Annotated in this window: 20 protein-coding genes and 2 tRNA genes; 6 read left to right on the forward strand and 16 right to left on the reverse strand. The window is 63.0% G+C overall.

The window, feature by feature from the left end:
* Positions 1-39 precede the first annotated feature (39 nt).
* Positions 40-606 carry a dCTP deaminase gene (gene dcd / locus G513_RS0103605; protein WP_022975460.1) on the forward strand — a complete coding sequence of 189 codons (567 nt, stop codon included), beginning with the start codon at positions 40-42 and terminating at the stop codon, positions 604-606.
* A gap of 57 nt (positions 607-663) precedes the next feature.
* Here dcd and G513_RS0103610 read toward each other — a convergent pair whose 3' ends face one another.
* The 3 genes from G513_RS0103610 to rlmKL all read right to left on the reverse strand — a co-directional run bounded on the left by G513_RS0103610 (position 664) and on the right by rlmKL (position 4,028).
* Positions 664-1,023: a DUF1428 domain-containing protein gene (locus G513_RS0103610; RefSeq protein WP_022975461.1), complete on the reverse strand. Its 360-nt coding sequence runs from the start codon at positions 1,021-1,023 to the stop codon at positions 664-666.
* The gene (locus G513_RS21215) at positions 1,020-1,616 is read right to left on the reverse strand and encodes an SRPBCC family protein (RefSeq protein WP_022975462.1); all 597 of its coding nucleotides are present in this window, start codon (positions 1,614-1,616) and stop codon (positions 1,020-1,022) included. The genes G513_RS0103610 and G513_RS21215 overlap by 4 nt, the downstream gene beginning before the upstream one ends.
* 138 nt (positions 1,617-1,754) lie before the next feature.
* The gene (rlmKL, locus tag G513_RS21220) at positions 1,755-4,028 is read right to left on the reverse strand and encodes a bifunctional 23S rRNA (guanine(2069)-N(7))-methyltransferase RlmK/23S rRNA (guanine(2445)-N(2))-methyltransferase RlmL (RefSeq protein ID WP_022975463.1); all 2,274 of its coding nucleotides are present in this window, start codon (positions 4,026-4,028) and stop codon (positions 1,755-1,757) included.
* 228 nt (positions 4,029-4,256) lie between these two features.
* On the opposite strand from rlmKL, the gene G513_RS25935 reads away from it, so the two are divergent.
* Positions 4,257-4,907: a YjbF family lipoprotein gene (locus G513_RS25935; protein WP_169560492.1), complete on the forward strand. Its 651-nt coding sequence runs from the start codon at positions 4,257-4,259 to the stop codon at positions 4,905-4,907.
* 85 nt (positions 4,908-4,992) lie between these two features.
* Here G513_RS25935 and yjbE read toward each other — a convergent pair whose 3' ends face one another.
* Complete coding sequence (gene yjbE, locus G513_RS0103630; RefSeq protein WP_022975465.1) at positions 4,993-5,262, reverse strand: exopolysaccharide production protein YjbE; 270 nt, start codon at positions 5,260-5,262, stop codon at positions 4,993-4,995.
* Between the two features lie 221 nt (positions 5,263-5,483).
* On the opposite strand from yjbE, the gene G513_RS0103635 reads away from it, so the two are divergent.
* Both G513_RS0103635 and G513_RS0103640 read left to right on the forward strand, forming a co-directional pair.
* A complete protein-coding gene (locus tag G513_RS0103635; RefSeq protein ID WP_156891382.1) occupies positions 5,484-8,402 on the forward strand; it encodes an SLBB domain-containing protein in 2,919 nt (972 codons plus the stop codon).
* Between the two features lie 54 nt (positions 8,403-8,456).
* Entirely contained in the window at positions 8,457-10,640 is a 2,184-nt protein-coding gene (locus tag G513_RS0103640) for a YjbH domain-containing protein (RefSeq protein ID WP_022975467.1), read from the forward strand.
* Between the two features lie 200 nt (positions 10,641-10,840).
* Here the strand turns inward: G513_RS0103640 and G513_RS0103645 are convergent.
* The 11 genes from G513_RS0103645 to G513_RS0103695 all read right to left on the reverse strand — a co-directional run bounded on the left by G513_RS0103645 (position 10,841) and on the right by G513_RS0103695 (position 19,752).
* Positions 10,841-10,917 (reverse strand) — tRNA-Pro (locus G513_RS0103645).
* A 61-nt stretch (positions 10,918-10,978) separates the two neighbouring features.
* On the reverse strand, positions 10,979-11,401 hold the full coding sequence (locus tag G513_RS0103650; RefSeq protein WP_022975468.1) for a MerR family transcriptional regulator: 423 nt from the start codon (positions 11,399-11,401) through the stop codon (positions 10,979-10,981).
* A complete protein-coding gene (locus G513_RS0103655; RefSeq protein WP_022975469.1) occupies positions 11,385-11,681 on the reverse strand; it encodes an integration host factor subunit alpha in 297 nt (98 codons plus the stop codon). Before G513_RS0103655 ends, G513_RS0103650 begins: the two co-directional genes overlap by 17 nt.
* A 5-nt stretch (positions 11,682-11,686) precedes the next feature.
* Complete coding sequence (pheT, locus tag G513_RS0103660; protein WP_022975470.1) at positions 11,687-14,047, reverse strand: phenylalanine--tRNA ligase subunit beta; 2,361 nt, start codon at positions 14,045-14,047, stop codon at positions 11,687-11,689.
* Positions 14,044-15,057 carry a phenylalanine--tRNA ligase subunit alpha gene (pheS, locus tag G513_RS0103665; protein WP_033417274.1) on the reverse strand — a complete coding sequence of 338 codons (1,014 nt, stop codon included), beginning with the start codon at positions 15,055-15,057 and terminating at the stop codon, positions 14,044-14,046. Before pheS ends, pheT begins: the two co-directional genes overlap by 4 nt.
* 95 nt (positions 15,058-15,152) lie before the next feature.
* Positions 15,153-15,512 (reverse strand): 50S ribosomal protein L20, encoded by a 360-nt coding sequence (gene rplT, locus G513_RS0103670; protein ID WP_022975472.1) that lies wholly within the window; start codon positions 15,510-15,512, stop codon positions 15,153-15,155.
* Between the two features lie 92 nt (positions 15,513-15,604).
* On the reverse strand, positions 15,605-15,802 hold the full coding sequence (gene rpmI / locus G513_RS0103675) for a 50S ribosomal protein L35 (protein WP_022975473.1): 198 nt from the start codon (positions 15,800-15,802) through the stop codon (positions 15,605-15,607).
* A gap of 52 nt (positions 15,803-15,854) precedes the next feature.
* Positions 15,855-16,388, reverse strand: a complete 534-nt coding sequence (gene infC / locus G513_RS0103680; protein WP_084711322.1) for a translation initiation factor IF-3 — start codon at positions 16,386-16,388, stop codon at positions 15,855-15,857.
* A 188-nt stretch (positions 16,389-16,576) separates the two neighbouring features.
* Positions 16,577-16,653 (reverse strand) — tRNA-Val (locus G513_RS0103685).
* Positions 16,654-16,728: 75 nt separating this feature from the next.
* Positions 16,729-18,810, reverse strand: a complete 2,082-nt coding sequence (uvrB, locus tag G513_RS0103690; protein WP_022975475.1) for an excinuclease ABC subunit UvrB — start codon at positions 18,808-18,810, stop codon at positions 16,729-16,731.
* A gap of 60 nt (positions 18,811-18,870) precedes the next feature.
* Positions 18,871-19,752, reverse strand: coding sequence for a DMT family transporter (locus tag G513_RS0103695; protein ID WP_022975476.1), 882 nt, complete (start codon positions 19,750-19,752; stop codon positions 18,871-18,873).
* Between the two features lie 255 nt (positions 19,753-20,007).
* Here G513_RS0103695 and G513_RS0103700 point away from each other — a divergent pair, with 255 nt between their 5' ends.
* Both G513_RS0103700 and G513_RS21225 read left to right on the forward strand, forming a co-directional pair.
* Positions 20,008-20,502, forward strand: coding sequence for a response regulator (locus G513_RS0103700; protein WP_275949639.1), 495 nt, complete (start codon positions 20,008-20,010; stop codon positions 20,500-20,502).
* Positions 20,499-21,689, forward strand: coding sequence for a sensor histidine kinase (locus G513_RS21225; protein WP_022975478.1), 1,191 nt, complete (start codon positions 20,499-20,501; stop codon positions 21,687-21,689). Before G513_RS0103700 ends, G513_RS21225 begins: the two co-directional genes overlap by 4 nt.
* Before the next feature lie 4 nt (positions 21,690-21,693).
* Here the strand turns inward: G513_RS21225 and G513_RS0103710 are convergent, their stop codons facing one another.
* Positions 21,694-22,302: a ribonuclease T2 family protein gene (locus G513_RS0103710; protein WP_169560494.1), complete on the reverse strand. Its 609-nt coding sequence runs from the start codon at positions 22,300-22,302 to the stop codon at positions 21,694-21,696.
* Between the last annotated feature and the right edge of the window lie 69 nt (positions 22,303-22,371).

Here is a 22,371-nt window from a genome sequence, read left to right on the forward strand (position 1 = left end):
ACGTTCCGAAACCCCGCAGCCAGACCGAACCCGCCGCCGATGAGCATCAAGTCAGACAAGTGGATCAAGCGCATGGCCGCCAGCGACCGGATGATCGAGCCGTTCGAGCCCGGCCAGATTCGCACCGCCAACGGCAACAAGATCGTCAGCTATGGCACCTCGAGCTACGGCTACGACGTGCGCTGCGCCGACGAGTTCAAGATCTTCACCAACATCAATTCGACGATCGTTGATCCGAAGAACTTCGACGAACGCAGCTTCATCGACCTGAAGTCCGACGTCTGCATCATCCCGCCGAACTCGTTCGCGCTGGCGCGCACCGTCGAATACTTCCGCATCCCGCGCTCGACCCTGGTCATCTGCCTAGGCAAGAGCACTTATGCGCGCTGCGGAATCATCGTCAACGTCACTCCCCTCGAACCCGAATGGGAAGGCCACGTGACCCTGGAATTCTCGAACACCACTACCCTGCCGGCGAAGATCTACGCCAACGAAGGCGTGGCACAGATGCTGTTCTTCGAGAGTGATGAGATCTGCGAGACCAGCTATGGCGATCGGGGCGGCAAGTACCAGGGGCAGACGGGAGTGACCTTGCCGAAGACTTGAGTCAGCGAGGGCCCCGATGCGAAAGCATCGGGGCTACGCTAGCCGGCGACAGGCGGCTCAAGCCGCAACCAGCACTTTGAAGCCGCCGAAGAACATCCGCTTGCTGTCGAACGGATGGGTGCTGGGATCCATCATGCCGGCCATGCGCGGGTCAGCCATGAAGGCGGCGTTGATCTTGTCGCGCGCCTCGCGTGATTCGAAGACGATCCACGAGAACACCACGACCTCGTCGTCCTTCAGCAGCACGCTCTGCGGAAACGAGGTGAGCACGCCGGCCTTCACGTCATCGGCGACACATTCGCGGATTTCCAGCGCACCCAGCTCGCGCAGGATCGCGGCCGCTTTCTCGGCCAGCTCGCGATAGGCGTCCAGCTTGGCTTTCGGAACTGGCAGGACAAAGCCGTCGACGTAGTTCATGACTGCTCCTCATTGTGCTTGGGGGTGTTCTGCGGGGATTCGGTGCGGCTGGATTCGGTCGCGCCTGCCGGTTGCTCGGCAATGGTTTTCAGGTTGGCCAGGCCATCCTCGAAATCCTTGCCGATCATCTTGTCCATGCTGACAAAGACGCTCATGACTTTCGAGATGAACGGCATCGCTCCGGACATCGTCCAGCTGACTTCGGTCGCCGTGGCCGTCGGCGTCATCGCGAATTCGACCTGATTGCTGGCCTTGAACGGCTTGATGAATTCCAGCTTCATCTCGACCTTCGACGACGGCGAACTGGACGAGATTTCCATGCTGCCAGTACCGACCTTGGCGCTTTCCCAGGCGTGCGTCGCGCCGACGCCGCTGGCCGGTCCGCTGTAACGGCCCTTGATCGCCGGGTCCTTGCGCTCGTAGGGATTCCAGCGGTTGAACTGGTGCAGGTCGTTGATCAGCGCAAAGACCGTTTCCGGCGCGGCGTCGATACGGGTCGAGCGCTGGACGCGGAAGCTGTCAGGCTTGAGCGCGGCGGCGATCAGGATGCCGGCCAGGGGCACGGCGATGAGGGCGACAATCAGTTTGAGCATGAGGCTTCTCCGGTTCGTTCGAGTGAGAGAGCCGAATCGGCCGGCGATCATCGCCCGCTCGAATTTCTGCTCTTGTCTCTACGTCGAACGGCTGTCGGCAAAATCGACAGCGATTCCGGAGATTCTTGAAGGAAAATCCTAAGACTTTGCTTTGCCTTGAATTTTGGTTTCCGCGGCCTGACCGGCCAGGCGCCAGACGGCACCGACTTTCCTGATCGCCCAGGCGCGATGCGCGGCCGGCGGACGTTTGAAGTCCTCGTCCAGCGTCTTCGGCGTGATGTCCTCTACATCGAGCCCGTGCGGCTTCAGATCGTCGAGCTTGAAGCGCTTGCGATTGCATGAGAAATACAGCACGCCGCCCGGCGCCAGCAATTGCGCGGACAGGGTGATGATCTCGACGTGGTCGCGCTGGATGTCCAGCGTGCCGTCCATCTTCTTCGAGTTCGAGAAAGTCGGCGGATCGCAGAAGATCAGATCGAACTGCGGCGGGCGGGACTTGTCGGCCTGCTCCTTGAGCCAGGCGAGGCAATCGGCGCGATAGAAGCGATGCGGATTTTCCTTGGCGCTGCGACGCTCGACATCGACCATGCGGATGCCGTTCAGGCGCAGGTTTTCGCGGGCCCAGTCCAGATAGGTGTTCGACAGATCGACCGACACGCTTTCGATCGCGCCACCCACCGCCGCTTGCGCGGTGGCCGAGCCGGTGTAGCAGAACAGGTTCAGGAAACGCGCGCCCTGCGCTTCGGCGCGGATGCGCATCCGCATCGGCCGATGATCGAGGAACAGGCCGGTGTCGAGGTAATCGGTGAAGTTCACCTGCAGGCGGCAGCCGTGTTCGTCGACCACGTGCAAGGCGCCGCTTTCACCCTGACGACCGTACTGCGAATCGCCCTTCTGCTGACGCCGTACCTTCAGGTGAATGTTCGAGATCGGCACTTCCAGCACCTGCTGGATCGCGTTCAAGCCTTCACGCAGGCGGCGCTCGGCGTGGACCGGATCGATGGTCTTCGGCGGCGCGTATTCCTGCACGTGCACGTGCAGCTGATCGGTCTGATAGAGATCGACGGCGAGTGCGTAGTCGGGCAGGTCGGCGTCGTACAGGCGGTAGTTGCTGACGCCGGTGCGCTTCGCCCATTTGCCGAGATGCTTGAGATTCTTGCGCAGGCGATTGGCAAAATCGCCGTCGACGATCTGCGCCGGCAGCGCGGCTTCCGGATCGCGCGCGGCGATGTCGAAGGTCAGCAGCTTGCAGGGCAGGTCTCCGTTGTAGAACGCGTACATCCGTTCGGCACGCAGGCCGAGGCGCGGGCCGAGATCCGGACGACCTGTGAACACACCCGCGCGCCAGCCGTGGAAGTGCTGTTTCAGCAGCGCCCCGAGCAGGCTGTACAGCTTGACCATCTCCGCCTCGCTGCCCATGCGCTCGCCGTACGGCGGATTGGTGACGACCAGGCCCGGTGTTTGCGTCGGCGGCCGCATCAGGGAGACATCGGCCTCGGTCAGCTTGATCTTCCAGGCCAGACCGGCACGCTCGATGTTGCCGCGCGCGGCTTTCAGCGCGGCCGGATCGAGATCAGCGCCGTACATCGTCGGGACGCGCTCGGCGCCGGTTTCCCGACGTGCTTTCGCTTCATCCATCAACGCGCGCCAGTTATCGATCTCGCAGGTCGTCAGCGCCAGGAAACCGTGTCGTGTGCGCATCAGGCCCGGCGCGACATCGCCAGCCATCAATGCTGCTTCGAGCAGCAGGGTGCCGGAGCCGCACATCGGATCGAACAGACTGCCGCCGCGCGCAAATACTGCGGGCCAGCCGCTGCGGATCAGGATCGCAGCGGCGAGATTTTCCTTCAGCGGCGCGCCGCCAGTCGCCAGACGATAGCCGCGCCGGTGCAGGCTTTCGCCGGACAGATCGAGGCTGATGGTGGCCTGCGCGCCGTGCAGGTGGACGTGGATCTGCACGTCGGGGTCTTCGGCGTCGACGTTCGGTCGGCGGCCGTGAACGTCGCGGAAGCGATCGGCGAGCGCGTCCTTGACTCGCAGCGCGGCGAAATGAGTGTGGGTGACGGTATTCGAGCGGCCGGCAACATCGATCGCGAAGCTGGAATCGACATCGAACCAGGCGGTCCAGTCGATGCGCTTGGCACCTTCATACAGCGCATCGGCATCCGCGATCTCGAAGAAATCGAGCGGCAGCAGCACGCGGCTGGCGAGTCTCGACCACAGGCAGGCGCGATAGGCGTCGGCCCAAGTACCGGCCGCAGTGACACCGCCGCCACGCTCGGCGACTTCGCTCAAACCCATGGCTTTCAGCTCATCGACCAGCAGCGGCTCGAGGCCGCGCGCACAGGTGACGAACAGCGGGCCGGGCAGCGGCGCGGAGGCAGGAGAGAGGGTCGGGCTTTCGTCAGTCACGGCAGGGGGCAGGCGTCCGGCAGGGGGCAGCGGACGGGGCCGCAGGATTCATCGCAGTGCCACCGTCTGGCACGATACTGGCAGCGGTTACACTGCCCGCCCCTCATTTTACCGGTGATCGTCATCGACCATCCGCTGCCCCATATCAAACAGTCATCTGAATCCGCTGCTGACCCGCTCTTCAACCGCCGCCGAGTACTGCTCGCAGGGCTGGGTACGGTCGGCGGGTTGCTGGCAACCGGCTGTGCCAGTCCATCGCTGGAGCTGATCGCGGCGCCATTCAAGAAGCCTGGCAGTCTGCTCGGTCATGATGGTTATGCGCTCACCAATGAGCAGATCGACGACATTCCCTACGCGAGCATGGGTGTGCGCATCGGCGGCAGTGCGCCGGTGATCATGATCCTGGCCAACATCAATGGTGCCAAGCTGCATTGGGCTTCGGCCGATCGGGTGGTTTTGATCACCGAGCGTGGCCGGCTGGTCAAGACCATCGGCATGCCGCGCGATCTGCTCAGCACTCGCTGGACCGGTGCCGATTCGCTGCTGCCGGTGCTGCGTCGGGTTCCCGGCACCGAGGATTCGCGAGTCGGTCGCATCATTGATCTGCGTCCGAAAGATGACTTCAGCGTGCCGGTGGAGTCGCGTTGCGAATGGCTAGGCGAGGAGACCCTGACCCTGGTCGGCCGCAAGCGGCGCACGGTGATGCTGAGCGAGCACATCAAGGTCGAGAAGTGGCGCTGGAAGGCGGAGAACCGCTACTGGTTCGATGTCGACAGCGGCTTGATACTGAAATCCCGCCAGCAGTACTGCCCGGAAGTGGCGGCGATCACGATGGAAGTACTGAGACCAGCCATCGAGCCACCGCCCGACGCGGTTTGAGGCCTTGCTGACGGGCGGCAATCACCATGCCAAGCCCAACAAAAAAGCCGCTCCGAAGAGCGGCTTTCGTGTTGCTGCAATACCCTTAGCGGGTCGTTGCAGTCGCCGTCGAAGTCGAGGTCGACGTTGAGGTCGAAGTCGAGTTGGCGCCATCGCTGGCACCCAGCACGTACACGGCGATACCGGTAGCGGCGCCAGCGCCGATCGCGATGATCGTGGCAACGTTGCCATTGGCAAACGTAGAGGCCTTCTCAACGCTGCCCGCGGCACCAGCAGGCTTCGGGTCGGCAGCGGACGCCAGGGTCGAGGTGGCGGCGAGCAGGGCGAGGGTCAATCCGGTGACTACATGCTTCATATTTGTAAGCTCCTGAGAGGTTCGGGCGACTCGGGACGCCCCAGCTGGAGGTGCATCGAGACTGCCGTCAGGATAGCCGTCAGCTTCGACAACGTCCAGCACTGAATGCCCTGCGGTAGCAACGACAGGCCGTAGCCGAATATTCCACAGTGGCGCAGCCGAGCCGTTATCCTTACGATCCGCCGGCGTTGTCGGCGAATTTCAAACTTCTGAACGGATTCATGCCCATTGTGAGAACGCGGATCTTCCCGACTGCCTCCGCCTTCGTGGCCGGCCTGCTGATCGCCTGCCTGCCGTGGACCGCCGTTCAGGCTCAGTTGCCGTTCGATCCGTCAGCGATCGATCAGTTGACGCCGGAGCAGCGCCAGCGTGCACTCGAAACGCTGGGTTCCGGCAGCAGCGGCGGCGGAGCCGTGGCTTCGCCTGATGGCAGTTTCCGCGACAAGAAGCTGTCGACGCAGACCGGGACTGGCGACAACCCAGATGTCCGTAACGCCACTTCCGGCGGCAACAATAATTCCAGCCGCAATGCGTATGGCAACAGTTCAAGTCGGCAGCGCCTGCAGGATTGCCGTCCCCTGAACAGGTCCCAGACCTCGAACGGTCGGCGTGCCGATAGAAGTGACGGAGCCGATAGAAGCGACTTGATCGATGGCGACGGCTATCCGTTGACTTCGGAGACGGAATCGGAATTTTCGGCCAACGGCAGCCGCCTGCCGGATTGCCCGCCGGGCACCGCTTACCGCAACGGCCAGAAGAGCCCCAAATTGCCTGTCGAGTACGGTGACAGCGAAGACCTGCCGCTGCGGCCGTTTGGGCAGGATCTGTTCATCGCCGGTGCCACCACCTTTGCGCCAGCGACGGATATTCCGGTACCCGCCGATTACGTCGTCGGCCCGGGCGATTCGGTGCGCGTGCAGCTGTTCGGCAGCGAGAATGGCAATTACAGCCTGCTGGTCGGCCGCGATGGTCAGATCAATTTCCCGAAGCTGGGGCCGATCGCAGTTGCAGGACAGCGTTTCGAGAACGTCCGCCAGTTGCTGTCGGAACGGGTGAGTCGCGAACTGATCGGCGTGCAGTCGAGCATTTCGCTCGGCGAGTTGCGCTCGGTGCGCGTGTTCCTGCTTGGTGACGTGCGCCAGCCTGGTTCTTACACGGTCAGTTCGCTGGCGACGATCACCAATCTGCTGTTCGTCGGTGGCGGCATCACCGAAGTCGGTTCGCTGCGCAAGGTGCAGCTGAAGCGCAACGGTCGCCTGCTGCAGACGCTGGACCTCTATTCCCTGTTGCTGCGCGGCGATTCCACGGGTGACTTGCGCCTGCAGCCCGGCGATGTGGTGTTCGTGCCGCCGGTCGGCGCGCGAGTGTCGGTGGGTGGCGCCGTCAAGCGGCCAGCGATCTACGAGCTTGACGGCGAACAGACGCTTGGCGCCATCGTGCAACTGGCCGGCGGCCTGCTGGCCACGGTCAACACCAGCACCGCTCAGATCGAGCGCTACGAAGGCAACCGCCGGTCGATCCGTCAGATCGAGCTGTCGAAGGCTGCCGACCTCAGCCTGCCGGTTCGCGATGGCGATTTCCTGCGAGTCGGCCCGGTGGCGACGGCGATCGACGACAAGGTGCGAGTCATCGGCTATGTGAAGTACCCGGGTCCGTACCAGTGGAGCCGCGGCTACGATCTGCGCAGCTTGCTCGGCACTGCCCAGATCAAGTCCAGCGATGCGCGCTCCGAGGCCTATCTGCCGCTCGGCTTGATCGAGCGCACCAATCCGGCGACCGGTGTGCGCGGCTGGATCAGCTTCAATGTCAGCACCGCGGTCGACCCCGCCAGCGCTGCGATTCCGCTGGAGCGCGATGACCGCATCGTCATCCTGACCCGCGAGGACATTGCCTTCCTCGACTCTAAGGAAGTCCGTGCGGTGGCCAGCGGCAACACCAGGACGGCCAGCGACTGTGAAGCGCTGAAGCTGATTGCCGATGTTGCCAACTCAGAACGCGCGGCGCGGTTTCTGAAGGCCTACACCGCCGAGAACACGCGCGAGAACAAGCTGATGACGCGCGTTGATGTCGATCACGAACGCTGCCCGGATCTGTTCCGCGCCGCACCCCGGGCCTTGCAATATCTGCTCGAAGAATCGACAGCGGTCTATGGCGAAGTGCGCCGTCCGGGTATTTACCCAATCGCTCGCGGCACGCCGCTGAATACCTTGATCGACGCTGTCGGTGGCTTGAGCAACGAATCGGATGCCGCCAATGTCGAGTTCGTGTCTTATGACGCGGCGCTGAAGAACGGCAAATCAAGCTACCAGACACTGAACGTCGGCGATGCGGCCACTCTGGCGCTCTCTGTGAACCCTGGCGACCTGTTCAACTTCAAGCCGCTGTATCTCGGCCAAGAGGTCGGTACGGCGCGGGTGATGGGCGAGTTCCGATTCCCCGGCTCCTACGGCATCCTGCGTGGCGAGCGCCTGAGCCAATTGATGAAGCGCGCTGGCGGCGTGACGCAGAACGCCTATCCCTATGGCGCGGTGTTCACCCGTGTGGCTGCCCGTGATGCCGAACGCGAGTCCTATCGGCGCGCAGCCAGCGATCTGCAGGAAGCGATGGTCACCGCCGTCACCAGCGGTGCACTGGGCAAGGATGCGTCGAACTCCGCGCAGTTCCTGGGTACCGTGATCGCGCGCTTGCAGAATGCCGACGCGGTGGGCCGGGTGGTCATCGAGGCCGATCCGGCGATTCTCGAAGCGCGTCCGGAGATCGATCCGCTGATTGAGCCGGGCGATCTGCTGGTGGTCCCCAAGCGGCCGATTTCGGTAACCGTGATCGGCCAGGTGCTGAATCCGGGCAGCCTGGCGTTTGCGCCGGGCGCGAAGCTGAAGGACTACATCGAGCGCGCTGGCGGCTACTCGCAGGCTTCCGACGATGGCCGAGTGTTCGTGATCCTGCCGAACGGCACCGCCAAGAAATTCAGGAACAGCTTCTGGAACTACCAGACTCAGGACATTCCGCCCGGCAGCGTCATCGTCGTGCCGCGCGATGCTGCACCGTTCAATCTGGTGGCGTTCTCGGAGCGGCTGTTCGGCCTGCTGTCCAATCTCGCGATCTCGGCCGCTGCGCTGGCCACCATCAGCCGCAATTGATCGACTGCTCATCTGAAGCACCGTTCGCCATCCGGCCCTCGCTGTTCGTCTGACATGACTGCCCTGATCGCGGGTCCGCGCCGGATGGGCGGCGTGGCGCTGGTGCTGACGACGGCTGTAGTCAGTCTGAACCAGGCACGAGCGGCCGATTTCGTCGACCTCAACGATCTCGGCGGTGTCGGCCTGCTGCAGACGCCGAGTGCCCGCTTCATGGAGCAAGGCAGCTTCGGCGGTGGCATCGCGGCGGTGAAGCCGTACAACCAGATTCAATTGTTCGCACAGCCGTTACCGTTCCTGGAAGCGACATTCCGGTATACAGATGTGACCGATCGTCCGTACGGTCCTGAATCGTTCAGCGGCGCCCAGTCTTACAAGGACCGCAGCTTCGCGTTCAAGCTGCGGCTGCTCGAAGAGGGGCCGAACAACCCGGCACTGGCGATCGGCATCCAGGATTTCGGCGGTACCGGTGTCTTCGGTGGCGAGTACATCGTCGCCAGCCGGCGCTGGTACGACTTCGATTTCAGCCTCGGCCTCGGCTGGGGGCGTCTGGGCGAAGGCGGCGATCTGCGCAATCCGCTGAGCCAGTTGTCGAGCCGCTTCGATCGCGACCGCACCGGCACCGGTACGTCGACCAGCACGCCGGGCGGCAGCGGCTTCGGGCGTCTGTTCACCGGTCGAACCGTCGGCGTCTTCGGTGGCGTGCAATGGCAGACGCCGCTTGATGGCTTGAGCCTGAAAGCCGAATACGACGGCAACGATTACAGCAACGAACGCGGCACCGGCTCGTCGATTCGGCAGAGTCTGCCGGTCAATTTCGGCGCTGATTACGCGATCACCGACAACTTCCGCGCCGGCATCGGCTACGAGCGTGGCGAAGTGCTGACCTTCCGGGTCTCGATGCGCACCAATTTCGAGACTGGCGGTGGTCCGCCGAAGGTGCTTGATCCGCCGTTGCCGAAGATCGCCGTGCGCGATCCGGCAACGCTCGGCATCGATGCGCCGGTGCCGCTACCGAAACCCGAGTTCGATGCGCTGCTCGCCGAGGTCAAGAAAGCGCTGAAGGAACAGGATTTCACCCTGTCGGCCTTCGATGTCGAAGCGGACCGGCGGCAGGTCTACATCTGGGTCGAGCAAGGTCGCTATCGCAGTGCGCTGACCACCACCGGCCGAACCGTGCGCGCAACCAGCGCCGTGCTGCCGGCCTGGGTCGACCGGATCACCGTGATCGGTGTCGATGCCGGCGTCGAAAGCTGGCGGCTGGCAGTGCAGCGCAGCGAGTTCGAAAAGATCGCCGAGTATCGCGGCAGCCCCGAAGAAGTGCGCTACAGCGCCGATCTCGATCCCGTGCAGCCCGATCACCCCGAGGCCGATGCCCAGGATCTGATCAAGCTGCCAGCGTTCAGCTGGGACATGGGCCCCGGCGTGCGCCAGCAGATCGGCGGGCCGGACGGCTTCTACTTCGGCCAGATCCTGTGGCGAGTGTTCGGTGATGTGCGAGTCACCGAGAAGCTCTCCTTGAGCGGAACCGTATCGCTGAACCTGCTGAACAACTTCGAGAACATCCGCCTCGAATCGAACAGCCAGTTGCCGCGGGTGCGCAGTGACATCGTCGAATACCTGCAGCAAGGCCAGCAGGCGGTCACCAAGCTTGAAGCGAACTACATCACCTCTATCTATTCGGGTGTCTATGCGCGCGCCTCGGCCGGCTTGTTCGAGGACATGTACGGTGGCGTTGCCGGTGAACTGCTGTGGCGGCCGCATTTCCAGCGCTGGGCGCTAGGCGTCAACGCCAACGTCGTGCAGCAGCGCGATTACGCGGTGCGCTTCAACTTCCGCGATTACCGCGTCGCCACCGGCCATCTGAACTTCTATTACGCGTTCCCGTGGTACCGGCTGCGCACCAAGATCAGCTACGGCCGCTATCTGGCCAAGGACTACGGCACCACGGTCGAGCTGGCCCGCGAGTTCAAGAGCGGCGCCACGCTCGGCGTGTTCGCGACCTTCACCAACGTGCGAGCGAGCGAGTTTGGAGAGGGCTCGTTCGATAAGGGCTTCTTCGTCAGCATGCCGCTCGATCTGTTCTTCCAGCGCTCGACCCGCGGCTACGGCAGCTTCCTGTTCCGTCCGCTGACTCGTGACGGCGGCCAGAAGGTGCGCGATGGCATCGACCTCTACGGCGCGACTGATGCCGGCAACCCAGAGAGGATCGTTGGCGACTGGGCGGACGTGGTGCGCTGAGGCTGTAAATCGCCCCGATTGGAAGACAGGTTCAGAACCTGTACCGATTTCCACTTTCTGGATGAAGGGATTTTGTTGGCCGCGGACTTGCCGACGATTGTGTTGAGCCTCACACGTTTTCTCGCGGGAAATTCATGCGACAAAGCAAAAGCCACCGGTGAAGGTGGCTTTGGAAAGATGTATGAATTGCTGATTTTATTTGGTCGGGGCGACAGGATTTGAACCTGCGACCACTTGCCCCCCAGGCAAGTGCGCTACCAGACTGCGCTACGCCCCGATGCTTGAATTGTAACCCGCAAAGCTCGCAGCGGGCTTCGAATATTTGAGCTTGTTTACGCTCAGACCGGCCAGCGATCGAGCAGGGACTGCAGCTCGTTGCGGATGTCCTTGAGGTGCTGCTGGCGCAGGCTGCGACCGGCTTCAGCGGTCGGCGGATTCATGGCCGAGTCTGGCGTCGCCGGACGAATGATCTGAGTGCCGATCTCGGCTCTCGGCTGTTCCTTCATTCGCAGGCGTGCAGCGCCGATGGTGTAGCCCTGTTCGTAGAGCAGGCTGCGGATGCGGCGGATCATCTCGACATCGTCGTGCTGGTAGTAGCGGCGATTGCCGCGCCGTTTGGCCGGCTTGAGCTGCGGGAATTCCTGTTCCCAGTAACGCAGCACGTGCGCCTTCACGCCGCACAACTCGCTGACTTCGCCGATAGCGAAATAGCGTTTGCTCGGAATCTCCGGCAGTGGTTCGAGCTTATGCGTCTGCTTCATCAACACTCACTCGGAGCCGCAGCTTCTGGCCGGGGCGGAAGGTCACGACGCGACGCGCGGAGATCGGAATCTCCTCGCCGGTTTTGGGGTTGCGTCCGGGGCGCTGGCTCTTGTCGCGCAGTTCGAAATTGCCGAAGCCGGACAGCTTCACTTCTTCGCCGTGCTCCAGGCGCTCGCGCACCTCTTCGAAGAAATGATCGACGAACTCCTTGGCTTCACGCTTGTTGAGCCCGAGTTCCTCGAAAAGAGCCTCGGCGAGCTCGGCTTTGGTCAGCGCCACAGTTGCTATTCTCGTACCGATCCACCCAATCGGGCCTGAACGCTGGCGGCCACTCGCGCGGCTACGGCGTCAACTTCTTCAACATTCAGGGTGCGTGAATAATCCTGAAAAATCAAGCCGAAGGCGATGCTTTTGCGGCCTGCCGGCAAGCCGGTTCCACGGTAGACGTCGAAGGTTTGCAGGGTCTTGAGCAACGGTGCCGCGGCTTCGCGAATGACCTCGGCCAGCGCTTGCGCAGCAACTGCTTCATCAACCACGAAAGCGAGATCGCGGCGCGACGACGGGAACTCGGAAACGCCGCCCGGAGCGGGCAGGGCGAGGCCTCGCACGGCGGTCCAGTCGAGCTCGAACAGGTACAGCGCTTCGCTGATGTCGAAGGCCTCGGCAAGCCTCGGATGCAGCGCGCCGAGCCAGCCGACCGCCACGCCATCACGAACGATGCGCGCGGTGCGTCCCGGGTGCAGCGCCGGGTGCTGCGCGGACTCATAGCCGAGAGCCGTGCCGAACAAGGCTTCGAGATCGACCCTGGCGTCGAAGAAATCGACTGGACGACTGGCCACGCCCCATTGCTCGGGAAGCTGCGGGCCGGCAATCAGGCCGGCGAGCTTCGCCTGCTCGCGATTACCGTTGCCTTCGAGCGCATAGACCGCGCCGGCTTCGAACAGGCGTGCGCGCTTCTGCTGGCGCTGGCGGTTGTACTGCCAGGTCGGGATCAGGCCGCTCCAGATCGTGGTGCGCATCACCGCCATCGTTTCGGCGATCGGATTGTCGAGCAGTACGCCCGGCGTTTCCGGATCGAGCTGCGCCTGCAGCTTCGGATCGACAAAGCTGTAGGTGACCACTTCCTGATAGCCGCGGGCGACCAGCGCATCCTTGATCCGATCGAGCGGGCGCTGGGTTTCCTTCGGCGAGAACGGCGCCAGTTCGGCGGCATAGGCGCGCGGCGCGATGTTGTCGTAACCATGGAGACGGCCGATTTCTTCGACCAGATCGGCTTCGATGCGCAGGTCGTAGCGATGCGGCGGCACTTTCGCTTTCCAGCTGTTGGCGCCGGTCGGGTTCACCGCCAGCCCCAGGCTGTGCAGCAGCGGCACGACGCGATTGACCGGAATCTCGCAGCCGAGCAGACGGGTGATCTGCGAGTGGCGCAGCGTGATTTCAGCGACGTGCGCAGGTGCGATGCCGACTTCGACGATCGGGCCGGCACGGCCGCCGCAGATCTGCTGCACGAGTGCCGTGGCGCGTTCCAGCGCCTGCCGCTGCAGGGCAGGATCGACGCCGCGCTCGAAGCGGTAGCGTGAATCGGACAGCAGCTTGTGGCGTCGGCCCGAGGTGGCGATCGACACGGGTTCGAAGCAGGCCGCTTCCAGGAACACCGAGGTGGTCAGCGCGGAGCAGCCGGACGCGGTGCCGCCCATGACGCCGGCGAGCACCAGCGGGCCGGTGTCGTCGGTGATCAGCAGGTCGCGCGGGTCGAGCGTGATCGCCTGTTCGTTGAGCAGCTTCAGCTGTTCGCCGGCCTTGGCGCGGCGGACGCGGATCGCGCCCTTGAGTTGTTCGGCGTCGAAGCCGTGCATTGGCTGCCCGAGTTCGAGCATCACGTAATTGGTGATGTCGACCACCGGATGAATCGTGCGGATGCCACAGCGGCGCAGGCGTTCGCTCATCCAGTCCGGCGTGCGCGCTTTCGAGTTCAGGCCGATGACCACGCGGCCGACGTAATGCGGGCAGCCGCCATGATCGTCGACGATCACGTTGACGCGGGTTTCCGGCTCGACCACCGCCGGACGGATGCGTGGCGGCGTCATCTGCAGGCCGTACAGCGCCGCAGTTTCGCGAGCGAGCCCTGCGATGCTCAGGCAATCGCCGCGATTCGGCGTCAGTTCCAGGACCAGCAATTGGTCGGCGAGGCCGAGATGCTTCTCGATCGGCGTGCCGGGCACGGCTTTCGGATCGAGTTCCAGCAAGCCTTCCGATTTCTCGGCCAGGCCCAGTTCAGACGCCGAGCACAGCATGCCGCTGGACTCGACACCGCGCAGCGCCGCCTTGCCGATCTCGGTGCCGTTCGGCAGCACAGCGCCGGGCAGCGCTGCCGGCACCAGGATGCCGGGACGTGCATTGGCCGCGCCGCAGACGATCTGCAGCACTTCGCCGGTGCCGGCGTCGACTTCGCAGATTCTCAGACGATCAGCCTGCGGATGCGGCGTGGTGCTGAGAATCTTGCCGACGACGATGCCTTTCGGCAGAACGTCGAGCATCGGCTCGGCCTCGCATTCGAGGCCGGCCATGTTCAGCTTGTAGGCGAGTTCGGTCGCGGTGGCGGGTGGGTTGACCCACTCGCGCAGCCAGTTTTCTGAGAGCTTCACTTGAACTGCTCCAGGAAACGAAGATCGTTGTTGAAGAACAGACGGAGGTCGTCGACGCCGTAACGCAGCATGGCCAACCGCTCCACGCCCATGCCGAAGGCATAGCCGGTGTAGCGCTCGGGATCGATGCCGACCGCGGCCAGCACGTTCGGATGAACCACGCCGCAGCCCAGCACTTCAAGCCAGCGCGTGCCTTTTTCGGGATCGCCCCAGCGGATGTGGACATCGGCGCCCGGTTCGACGAACGGGAAGTAGGAAGGTCGGAACAGGGCTTCGACTTCGCGTTCGAAGAACAGCGACAGGAATTTCTGCAGATCGTGCTTCAGATCGGCAAGGCCGACGTTCTCGGCGACATACAAGCCTTCCACCTGATGAAACATCGGGCTGTGAGTGCGATCGAAATCGACTCGGTAGACGCGGCCCGGGCAGATGATGCGGATCGGCGGCTTGCGATCGAGCATGGTCCGCACCTGCACCGGGCTGGTGTGGGTGCGCAGCAGGCGGGCGCCGTTCAAGGCGTAGAAAGTGTCCTGCATCGCGCGTGCGGGGTGCGATTCCGGAATGTTCAGCGCCTGGAAGTTGTGCCAGTCGTCCTCGATCTCCGGGCCCTGTACCGATTCGAAACCCATCGCGTTGAAGATCTGCTCGATGCGGCGAATGGTTCGCGACATCGGATGCAGCGCGCCTGCGGGTTCGCCACGACCGGGCAGGGTGACGTCGATGGTTTCCGAGGCCAGGCGGCGTTCCAGTTCGGCGTCCGCGATCGCGCGGGCGCGCGTCTCGAGCTGAGCCGACAGCTGTTCCTTGACCTTGTTGACCTGCTCGCCGAAAGCCTTGCGCTGCTCGTGCGGCATGCCGCCGAGGCTTTTCAGAAGATCGGTGACCCGGCCCTTCTTGCCGAGCAGATCGACTCTCAGCGCTTCGATTGCGCGAGGCTCTGCAGCGGCAGCGATATCGCTCTGCGCTTGCAGCAGCAGTTCGTCGAGATTGGGTGTGGAAATCGCGTTCATGGCACCGATCACTCTATGGATGCTTGAGTTCGGGAGGGGGCACAAAAAAGGGGAGAGGCGAAAGACGCCGCTCCCCCGTTTTGCAGCCGGACAGCTTAGGCGGCGAGCTTCAACTTTGCCTGCTCGACAAGCTTGGCGAACGCCGGCTTGTCGTGAATCGCGATGTCCGAAAGCATCTTGCGGTCGACCTGAATTTCAGCCAGGGACAAGCCATGGATGAACTTCGAGTACGACAGGCCCAGCTCGTTCGATGCCGCGTTGATGCGCTGAATCCAGAGCGCACGGAACTCGCGCTTCTTGACCCGGCGATCGCGGTAGGCGTACTGGCCCGACTTGATGACCTGCTGCTTGGCAGCGCGGAATACACGACCGCGGGCGCCGTAATAGCCCTTGGCCTTCTTCAGCAGCTTCTTGTGACGCGCGCGGGCAGTTACGCCGCGTTTGACTCTTGCCATCTCAAATTACCTTTCGATTGTCTTGTTCGCTGGGCGAATCTTCTATGTAAGCGACACTTCTACAGCTTGGGTGACGCCTTGAGTCGTGAGACTCAGGCGTACGGGAGCAGCTGACGGACTTCTTTATTGTCCGAGGCATGCACCATCGTCGGCCCACGCAGGTCGCGGATGCGCTTGGGCGATTTCTTGGTCAGGATGTGCCGCTTGAACGCGCTGGAGCGCTTGAAGCCACCCTTGGCAGTACGGGAGAAGCGCTTGGCAGCGCCCTTGTTGGTCTTCAGCTTCGGCATTTCTTACGGCTCCAATGTGTTAGTGATTCCATCAACCCTTGGCAGGTTGACTTCAGTGTTTGCGCGGGCCCATCACCATGATGGCCTGCTTGCCTTCGAGTTTCGGGTGCTGCTCGACCAGCGCCAGTTCATCCAGTTCAGCTTTCAGGCGATCGATCAGTTTGAAACCCAGATCCTGATGCGCCAGTTCACGACCCTTGTAGCGGATCACGATCTTTACCTTGTCGCCTTCCTCGAGGAATTCCTTGCAGTGCTTCAGCTTGGTCTGGAAGTCGCCTTCCTCGGTCGTCGGACGGAACTTCACTTCCTTGACCTGGATCTGCTTCTGCTTCTTCTTGGCGGCCTGCTGCTGCTTGTCCTTCTGATAGATGTACTTGCCGTAATCCATGATCTTGCAGACCGGTGGATCTGCATTCGGCGATACCTCTACCAAGTCAAGCCCGGCCTCTTCGGCCTTGGCAATGGCGTCACGCGTGAGCATGATTCCAACCTGTGCGCCATCCTCGGCGATGACACGTACACGAGGTACGTTGATTTCATCGTTCCGGCGATCCTGACGTTCCGCGCTGATACGCGTATCTCCCAAAAAATCAACAAACAATGCGGCACGACCGAGGGTCGCCCGCGGAAAAGAGCGGCATTATAGGGAACGAGGGTGTCGCTAAACAAGTGCGCTTTCATATTGAGGCGGCAGGGACTCTCGAAAGCCCGCGCACCCGTTCCGATGCCCAACAAAAAAGCCCCGGTTTCCCGAGGCTTTTTCGAAACATCTTTTGGTAGGCGCGAATGGACTCGAACCATCGACCCCCACCATGTCAAGGTGGTGCTCTAACCAGCTGAGCTACGCGCCTGCGTAGTCCGCAATTATAGGAGCACGTAGGCAGACGTTGCAAGCAGATTCGCGACCAAGTTGAGACGGGCCGGGTTCAGCCCGAACGGGCGCCGAGCGCGGTCTCGCGAAGCCGCCGGAGTTCGTCGCGTTTCTTGGCGGCCAGTTCAAATTCCAGGTTCTGCGCCGCTTCGCGCATTTCCTTTTCCAGCTTGGCGATGACCTTCGCGAGTTTCTCCGGCGCCATCCGGGCGTAATCGGTTCCTTTCTCTGCAACGCGGCGCGACGGCGTCGTGTCGTTCGCCTCGTAGCCCATCTTCATCACGTCGTTGATGCGCTTGGCGATGCTGGTCGGCGTGATGCCGTTGGCCAGATTGTGGGCGATCTGCTTGTCGCGACGGCGGTCGGTTTCGTCGAGTGCCACCCGCATCGAGTTGGTGATCACGTCGGCGTACAGGATCGCCTTGCCGTTCAGGTTGCGGGCTGCGCGGCCGATGGTCTGGATCAGCGAACGCGAGGAGCGCAGGAAGCCTTCCTTGTCGGCATCGAGAATCGCGACCAGGGACACCTCGGGAAGATCGAGGCCTTCGCGCAACAGATTGATGCCGACCAGCACATCGAATACGCCGATGCGCAGGTCGCGGAGGATTTCGGCTCGCTCGACGGTTTCGATATCCGAATGCAGATAGCGCACCTTCACGCCGTGCTCGTTGAGGTAGTCGGTCAGGTCTTCCGACATCCGCTTGGTCAGGGTGGTGATCAGCACGCGATCGCCTTGGGCCACGCGGATACGGATCTCGCCGAGCACGTCATCGACCTGCGACGCGGCGGGGCGAACCTCGACCTCCGGATCGATCAGGCCGGTCGGGCGCACCACCTGGTCGATGATCGCGTCGCCCGAGAACTTCATCTCGTAAGGTCCGGGTGTCGCTGACACATAAATGGTCTGCGGCACCAGACGCTCGAATTCCTCGAACTTAAGCGGCCGGTTGTCGAGCGCACTCGGCAGTCTGAAACCGTAGGCGACCAGGGTTTCCTTGCGGGCGCGGTCACCCTTGTACATGCCGCCGATCTGCGGAACGGTGACATGGCTTTCGTCGATGACGACCAGGGCGTCCGGCGGCAGATAGTCGAGCAGGCAGGGCGGTGGCTCGCCGGGTTCACGGCCGGTCAGATAGCGCGAGTAGTTCTCGATGCCGTTGCAGTAGCCGATCTCCTGGATCATCTCCAGATCGAAGCTGGTGCGCTGTTCGATGCGCTGCGCTTCGAGCAGCTTGCCGTTGTCGGCGAAGTACTTGATCCGTTCCTGCAACTCGTCCTTGATCGCACCGCTCATCGCCATCGTCCGTTCTTTCGGCGTCACGTAATGGCTCTTCGCGTAGATCGTGGCTCGCGGCACGCGTCGGCGGATTTCGCCGGTCAGCGGATCGAAATAGCTGATGCCGTCGACTTCGTCGTCGAACAATTCGACTCGCACCGCTTCCTCGTCCGATTCCGCCGGATGGATGTCGATGATCTCGCCGCGCACGCGATAGGTGCCGCGCGCCAGCGCCACGTCATTGCGCGTGTACTGCATTTCCGTGAGGCGGCGGATGATCTCCCGCTGGCCGAGCTTGTCGCCCTTGACCAGGTGCAGAACCATGTTGAAGTAGGCCTCGGGATTGCCGAGGCCGTAGATCGCCGACACCGACGCGACGATGATCGCGTCCTTGCGCTCCATCAGCGCCTTGGTCGCCGACAGCCGCATCTGCTCGATGTGCTCGTTGATCGCCGAATCCTTTTCGATGAAGGTGTCGGACGACGGCACATAGGCCTCCGGCTGGTAGTAGTCGTAATAGCTGACGAAATACTCGACCGCGTTGTCGGGAAAGAACTCCTTGAACTCGCCGTACAACTGGCCGGCCAGGGTCTTGTTCGGCGCCAGGATCATCGTTGGCCGCTGGGTGCGCTGGATGACGTTGGCGATTGTGAAGGTCTTGCCCGAGCCGGTGACGCCGAGCAGCGTCTGATGGGCCAGACCGTCCTCCAGGTTCTCGACCAGTTTCTCGATCGCCTGCGGCTGATCGCCGCTCGGCGCCCAATCGGCCTTCAGCTTGAAGCCGCCATCGATGCGACGCTTGAGCCGGACCAGCTTGTCGGAGACGTGCTCGACGATCAGTTCGGACTTGTTGTTGGACATGGTGCGGACACCGTGAAAGGGGACCGCCCAGAGTACTCGTCCGCGACTGTCGGGGCTATCTCAGACTTCCGTCGGCGCGTCGACGCGGCGCCGGCTGCGGCCAGGCAGCAAGGTCAGCAGACAGGAGCCGATCACCAGCGCGATGCCGGCCAGCGACCACAGATCCGGCGTTTCACCCCACAGTGCCCAGCCGAGTGCGCCGGCGAAGATCACCGCGGTGTAGGTGAACGGCCCGATGAACGCCGCCGGTGCCGAGCCATAGGCACGGGTCAGCAACAGCTGGCCGCCGGTTGCGAAGGCACCGACGCCGAGCAGCCATAACCAGGCTGGCGCGGTCGGCGTCTGCCAGGTCCAGTGCAGCGGCGTGGCGGTGATGACGGTCGACATCAACAGGAAATAGAAGACGATCCGCGACGCCGGCTCGGTATTGCTGATCCGGCGGATGCCGATCATCGCCGCGGCAGCACTGACGCCGGACAGCGCACCGATCAGCGCCGCCGAGCTGGTCAATTCCGTCGTGCCCGGTTTGACGATCAGCGCAATGCCGGCGAGGCCGATCAGGGCAGCAGGCAGGGCGGAGTTCGGCGGACGCTCGCCGAGCCAGAGCCAGCCGATGAAGGGTGCGAAAAGCGGCATCGTGTAGGTCAGCAGTACCGCTTCCGCGAGCGGCAGATGGCTGAGCGCGTGGAAGTAGCCGTACATCGAGACGATGCCGAATGCCGAGCGCCAGATATGGCCGTCGATGCATTGGGTACGCCAGGCCTGGCGGCCGCCGCGAATCAGCCAGGGCAGCATCAGCATCAGCCCGAACAGGGCCCGGAAGAACACGATCATCGTGCTCGGCACGGTGGCCGAGGCGCCTTTCACACAGGTCGCACCCACCGCCATCGCCGCCGCCGCGGCGACCGCGAACACAGCACCTCGGCGCAGATCATCAGCCATGGAAAGGGAAGAGAAAACGAAGCGCGGCAGTCTAGCGACTCCGCCTCTGGTTCGTGAATGCGAGGCCTGCCGTCTGTCCGCAGGCTGGCGCCATCGGTATGAAAATTTTCCGCGATGTGGTTGCGGCCCGTAGATTGGTGGCTCGTTCCAACCCGGGCTCCCGCCCGCTGACCCGACCATGTCGAATTACGCTTCCAGTCTTGCCGCATTCCGCGTGATCCAGGTCAGCCGCTGCCCGTCTCGGGGATGCGCGTGCTGATCCAGAACGCCGGCAGCACCGGCTCGCCGAATGCCGGCAGCGTGCGGGCACCTGTGATCCTGCTGGTCGAGGACAGCGTCGCCGACGTGCGCTTGATGCAGGAAGTGCTGCGCGAAACCGGCCTGCCGCATGAGCTGGTGATCGCCGGCGATGGCGAACGGGCGCTCCGGGCGATCCGCGGCGAAGGCGAATATGCCGGTAGCAAGCCGCCGGATTTGGTGCTGCTCGATCTCAATCTGCCGGGCATGGATGGCCGCGAAGTGCTGCGCACGATCAAGGGCGATCCAGCCCTGCGCCGCACGCCGGTGCTGGTGCTGTCGACCTCGACGGCCGAAAGCGATATCGCCGCCAGCTACGACGCTCACGCCAACTGCTATCTGTCGAAGCCGGTCGATCTCGGTGATTTCTTTCGTCTGGCCGAAGCGCTGCGCGACTTCTGGCTGCGGCTGGTGGTGCTGCCGCCGCGCCGCTTGCCGGGCGACGACAAGTGAGCCTTGCCGGCCTGTCGAGCGGCCTGTTGCCGCACGGCGTCTGCTTCCAGCTACGGCCGGATCTGATCTGGCTGCACGTGGCGTCGGATACGGTCACCGCGATTGCCTATCTGATGATTCCGGCGGCGCTGTTGTGGTTCATCACGCGCCGTCCGGCACCGCTGTCGTTTGGCTGGGCGATTGCCCTGTTCGCCGCATTCATCGTGCTGTGCGGCATCAGCCACATCCTCGACATCGTCACCATCTGGCAGCCGATCTATTACCTGCAGGGTATCGAGAAGGGGTTGACCGCCGCGGTATCGCTGGCCACCGCCATCGCGATCATTCCGCTGGTGCCCAGGCTGCTGGCAATGCGTTCGCCGGAAGAACTGGCCGAAGCGAATCAGCGGCTGCTCGAGGAAATTGCCTCGCGCGAACTGGCCGAGGAGGAACTGCGCCGTTCGCTTACCGACCTGAATCGCGCGGTCAAGGAACTCGAGCAGTTCGCCTACATCACCTCGCACGATCTGCAGGCACCGCTGCGGACCATATCCGGCTTCTCGCAGTTGCTCAGCCTGCGTCATCGCGACCAGCTGCAGGGCGATGCGGTCGAGTTTCTCGACTACATCGACAAGGGCGCGCGGCAGATGCAGCTGTTGATCAAGGATCTGCTGTCGCTGTCCCGTGTCGGCCGTGCCGATGCCGCCTCAATCACCCGCCGGCCGCTGGCCGACACCATCACCGAAGCCCTTAAAAGCCTGAAGGCCGAGATCGACCGCAGCAGCGCCGATATCGCCTTCGGCACCTTGCCCGAGATCGAGGCCAATCACGGCCTGCTGGTGCAGTTGCTGCAGAACCTGATCGGCAACGCGATCAAGTTCCAGAAACCTGACACGCGACCAAGCATCCGCATCTCGATCGAGCGCGACGGCGATCACTGGCTGCTGACCGTCGCCGACAACGGTATCGGCATTCCGGCCGATCAGCTCGACAACGTATTCGCGATCTTCCGTCGCCTGCACGGTGCGGAGACCTACGAAGGCACCGGCATCGGCCTCGCGATCTGCCGCAAGATCGCGGCGTATCACGGCGGCGATATCACCGCGACCTCGGACGACAGCGGCACGCAATTCCATCTGCGCCTGCCGGTGACCATTGCCGAACAGCGGCCGCTACCTGCCGAACTGGATGAGGTAGTGCCGGCCTGAGAGATTAGTGGGCGCTGGCCCGTATCGGCCTCAGCAGCACGCTCGAGCCACAACGATTGCGTTGTTCCGAACTGCAGGCGCGCGGCTTCAGTTCTCGATCGAGACAGATGCGTACTTCCTGCAGATAGCTGCCCGAGCACTGCAGGATCAGCGCTTTCTTCGGCATGGCCGGGTTCGCCGTCAGAAAATCGCGGCGCAGTTCAGCGGTGGCAACGTTCAAGGCGGTGGTCATCCGCTGATAGCGGGTCGGGATGTTGATCGTGTGATAAACCTGCTCGACCAGCGAAAAATAGGCATCTGCCCTGAAGCCGCTGCAGGTGCCGTGTCGGCGCCATTCGTGAATGATCAGGCCGCGATTCGGCATCAGCGGCAGCATGCGTTCGATCGTTGCATCGGGTACCCGTTCTCTGGAGGGGCAATCCGAGGGCCAGCCATGCTCGTCTTGCGGCCACAGGCCATGAACGACGAAGGCATAGGGACGGGCACACTGCATTTCGTCGTCGCGGTGAACTTTCGCGCAGTACTCCGGCGACCACGACAGACTCAGCAGGTAGTAATCGAAGCGACCTGGGGTGCTGTCGGCCCGCGTGACCGTGACGGTTGCCAACAGCATCACAGCCGCCAGCAACAGGCCACGCAAACACCCTCCGCGCGTCATCGCTAACTACTGCCGCGCGGCGAT

The organism is Nevskia ramosa DSM 11499 (genome assembly GCF_000420645.1).
Lineage (GTDB): Bacteria > Pseudomonadota > Gammaproteobacteria > Nevskiales > Nevskiaceae > Nevskia > Nevskia ramosa.

Coding starts and splice junctions, on each gene's coding strand:
- dcd (WP_022975460.1), top strand. CDS start 40: ATGAGCATCAAGTCAGACAAGTGGATCAAGCGCATGGCCGCCAGCGAC.
- G513_RS0103610 (WP_022975461.1), bottom strand. CDS start 1,023: ATGAACTACGTCGACGGCTTTGTCCTGCCAGTTCCGAAAGCCAAGCTG.
- G513_RS21215 (WP_022975462.1), bottom strand. CDS start 1,616: ATGCTCAAACTGATTGTCGCCCTCATCGCCGTGCCCCTGGCCGGCATC.
- yjbE (WP_022975465.1), bottom strand. CDS start 5,262: ATGAAGCATGTAGTCACCGGATTGACCCTCGCCCTGCTCGCCGCCACC.
- G513_RS0103635 (WP_156891382.1), top strand. CDS start 5,484: ATGCCCATTGTGAGAACGCGGATCTTCCCGACTGCCTCCGCCTTCGTG.
- G513_RS0103640 (WP_022975467.1), top strand. CDS start 8,457: ATGACTGCCCTGATCGCGGGTCCGCGCCGGATGGGCGGCGTGGCGCTG.
- G513_RS0103650 (WP_022975468.1), bottom strand. CDS start 11,401: ATGAAGCAGACGCATAAGCTCGAACCACTGCCGGAGATTCCGAGCAAA.
- pheS (WP_033417274.1), bottom strand. CDS start 15,057: ATGAACGCGATTTCCACACCCAATCTCGACGAACTGCTGCTGCAAGCG.
- rplT (WP_022975472.1), bottom strand. CDS start 15,512: ATGGCAAGAGTCAAACGCGGCGTAACTGCCCGCGCGCGTCACAAGAAG.
- rpmI (WP_022975473.1), bottom strand. CDS start 15,802: ATGCCGAAGCTGAAGACCAACAAGGGCGCTGCCAAGCGCTTCTCCCGT.
- uvrB (WP_022975475.1), bottom strand. CDS start 18,810: ATGTCCAACAACAAGTCCGAACTGATCGTCGAGCACGTCTCCGACAAG.
- G513_RS0103695 (WP_022975476.1), bottom strand. CDS start 19,752: ATGGCTGATGATCTGCGCCGAGGTGCTGTGTTCGCGGTCGCCGCGGCG.
- G513_RS0103710 (WP_169560494.1), bottom strand. CDS start 22,302: ATGCTGTTGGCAACCGTCACGGTCACGCGGGCCGACAGCACCCCAGGT.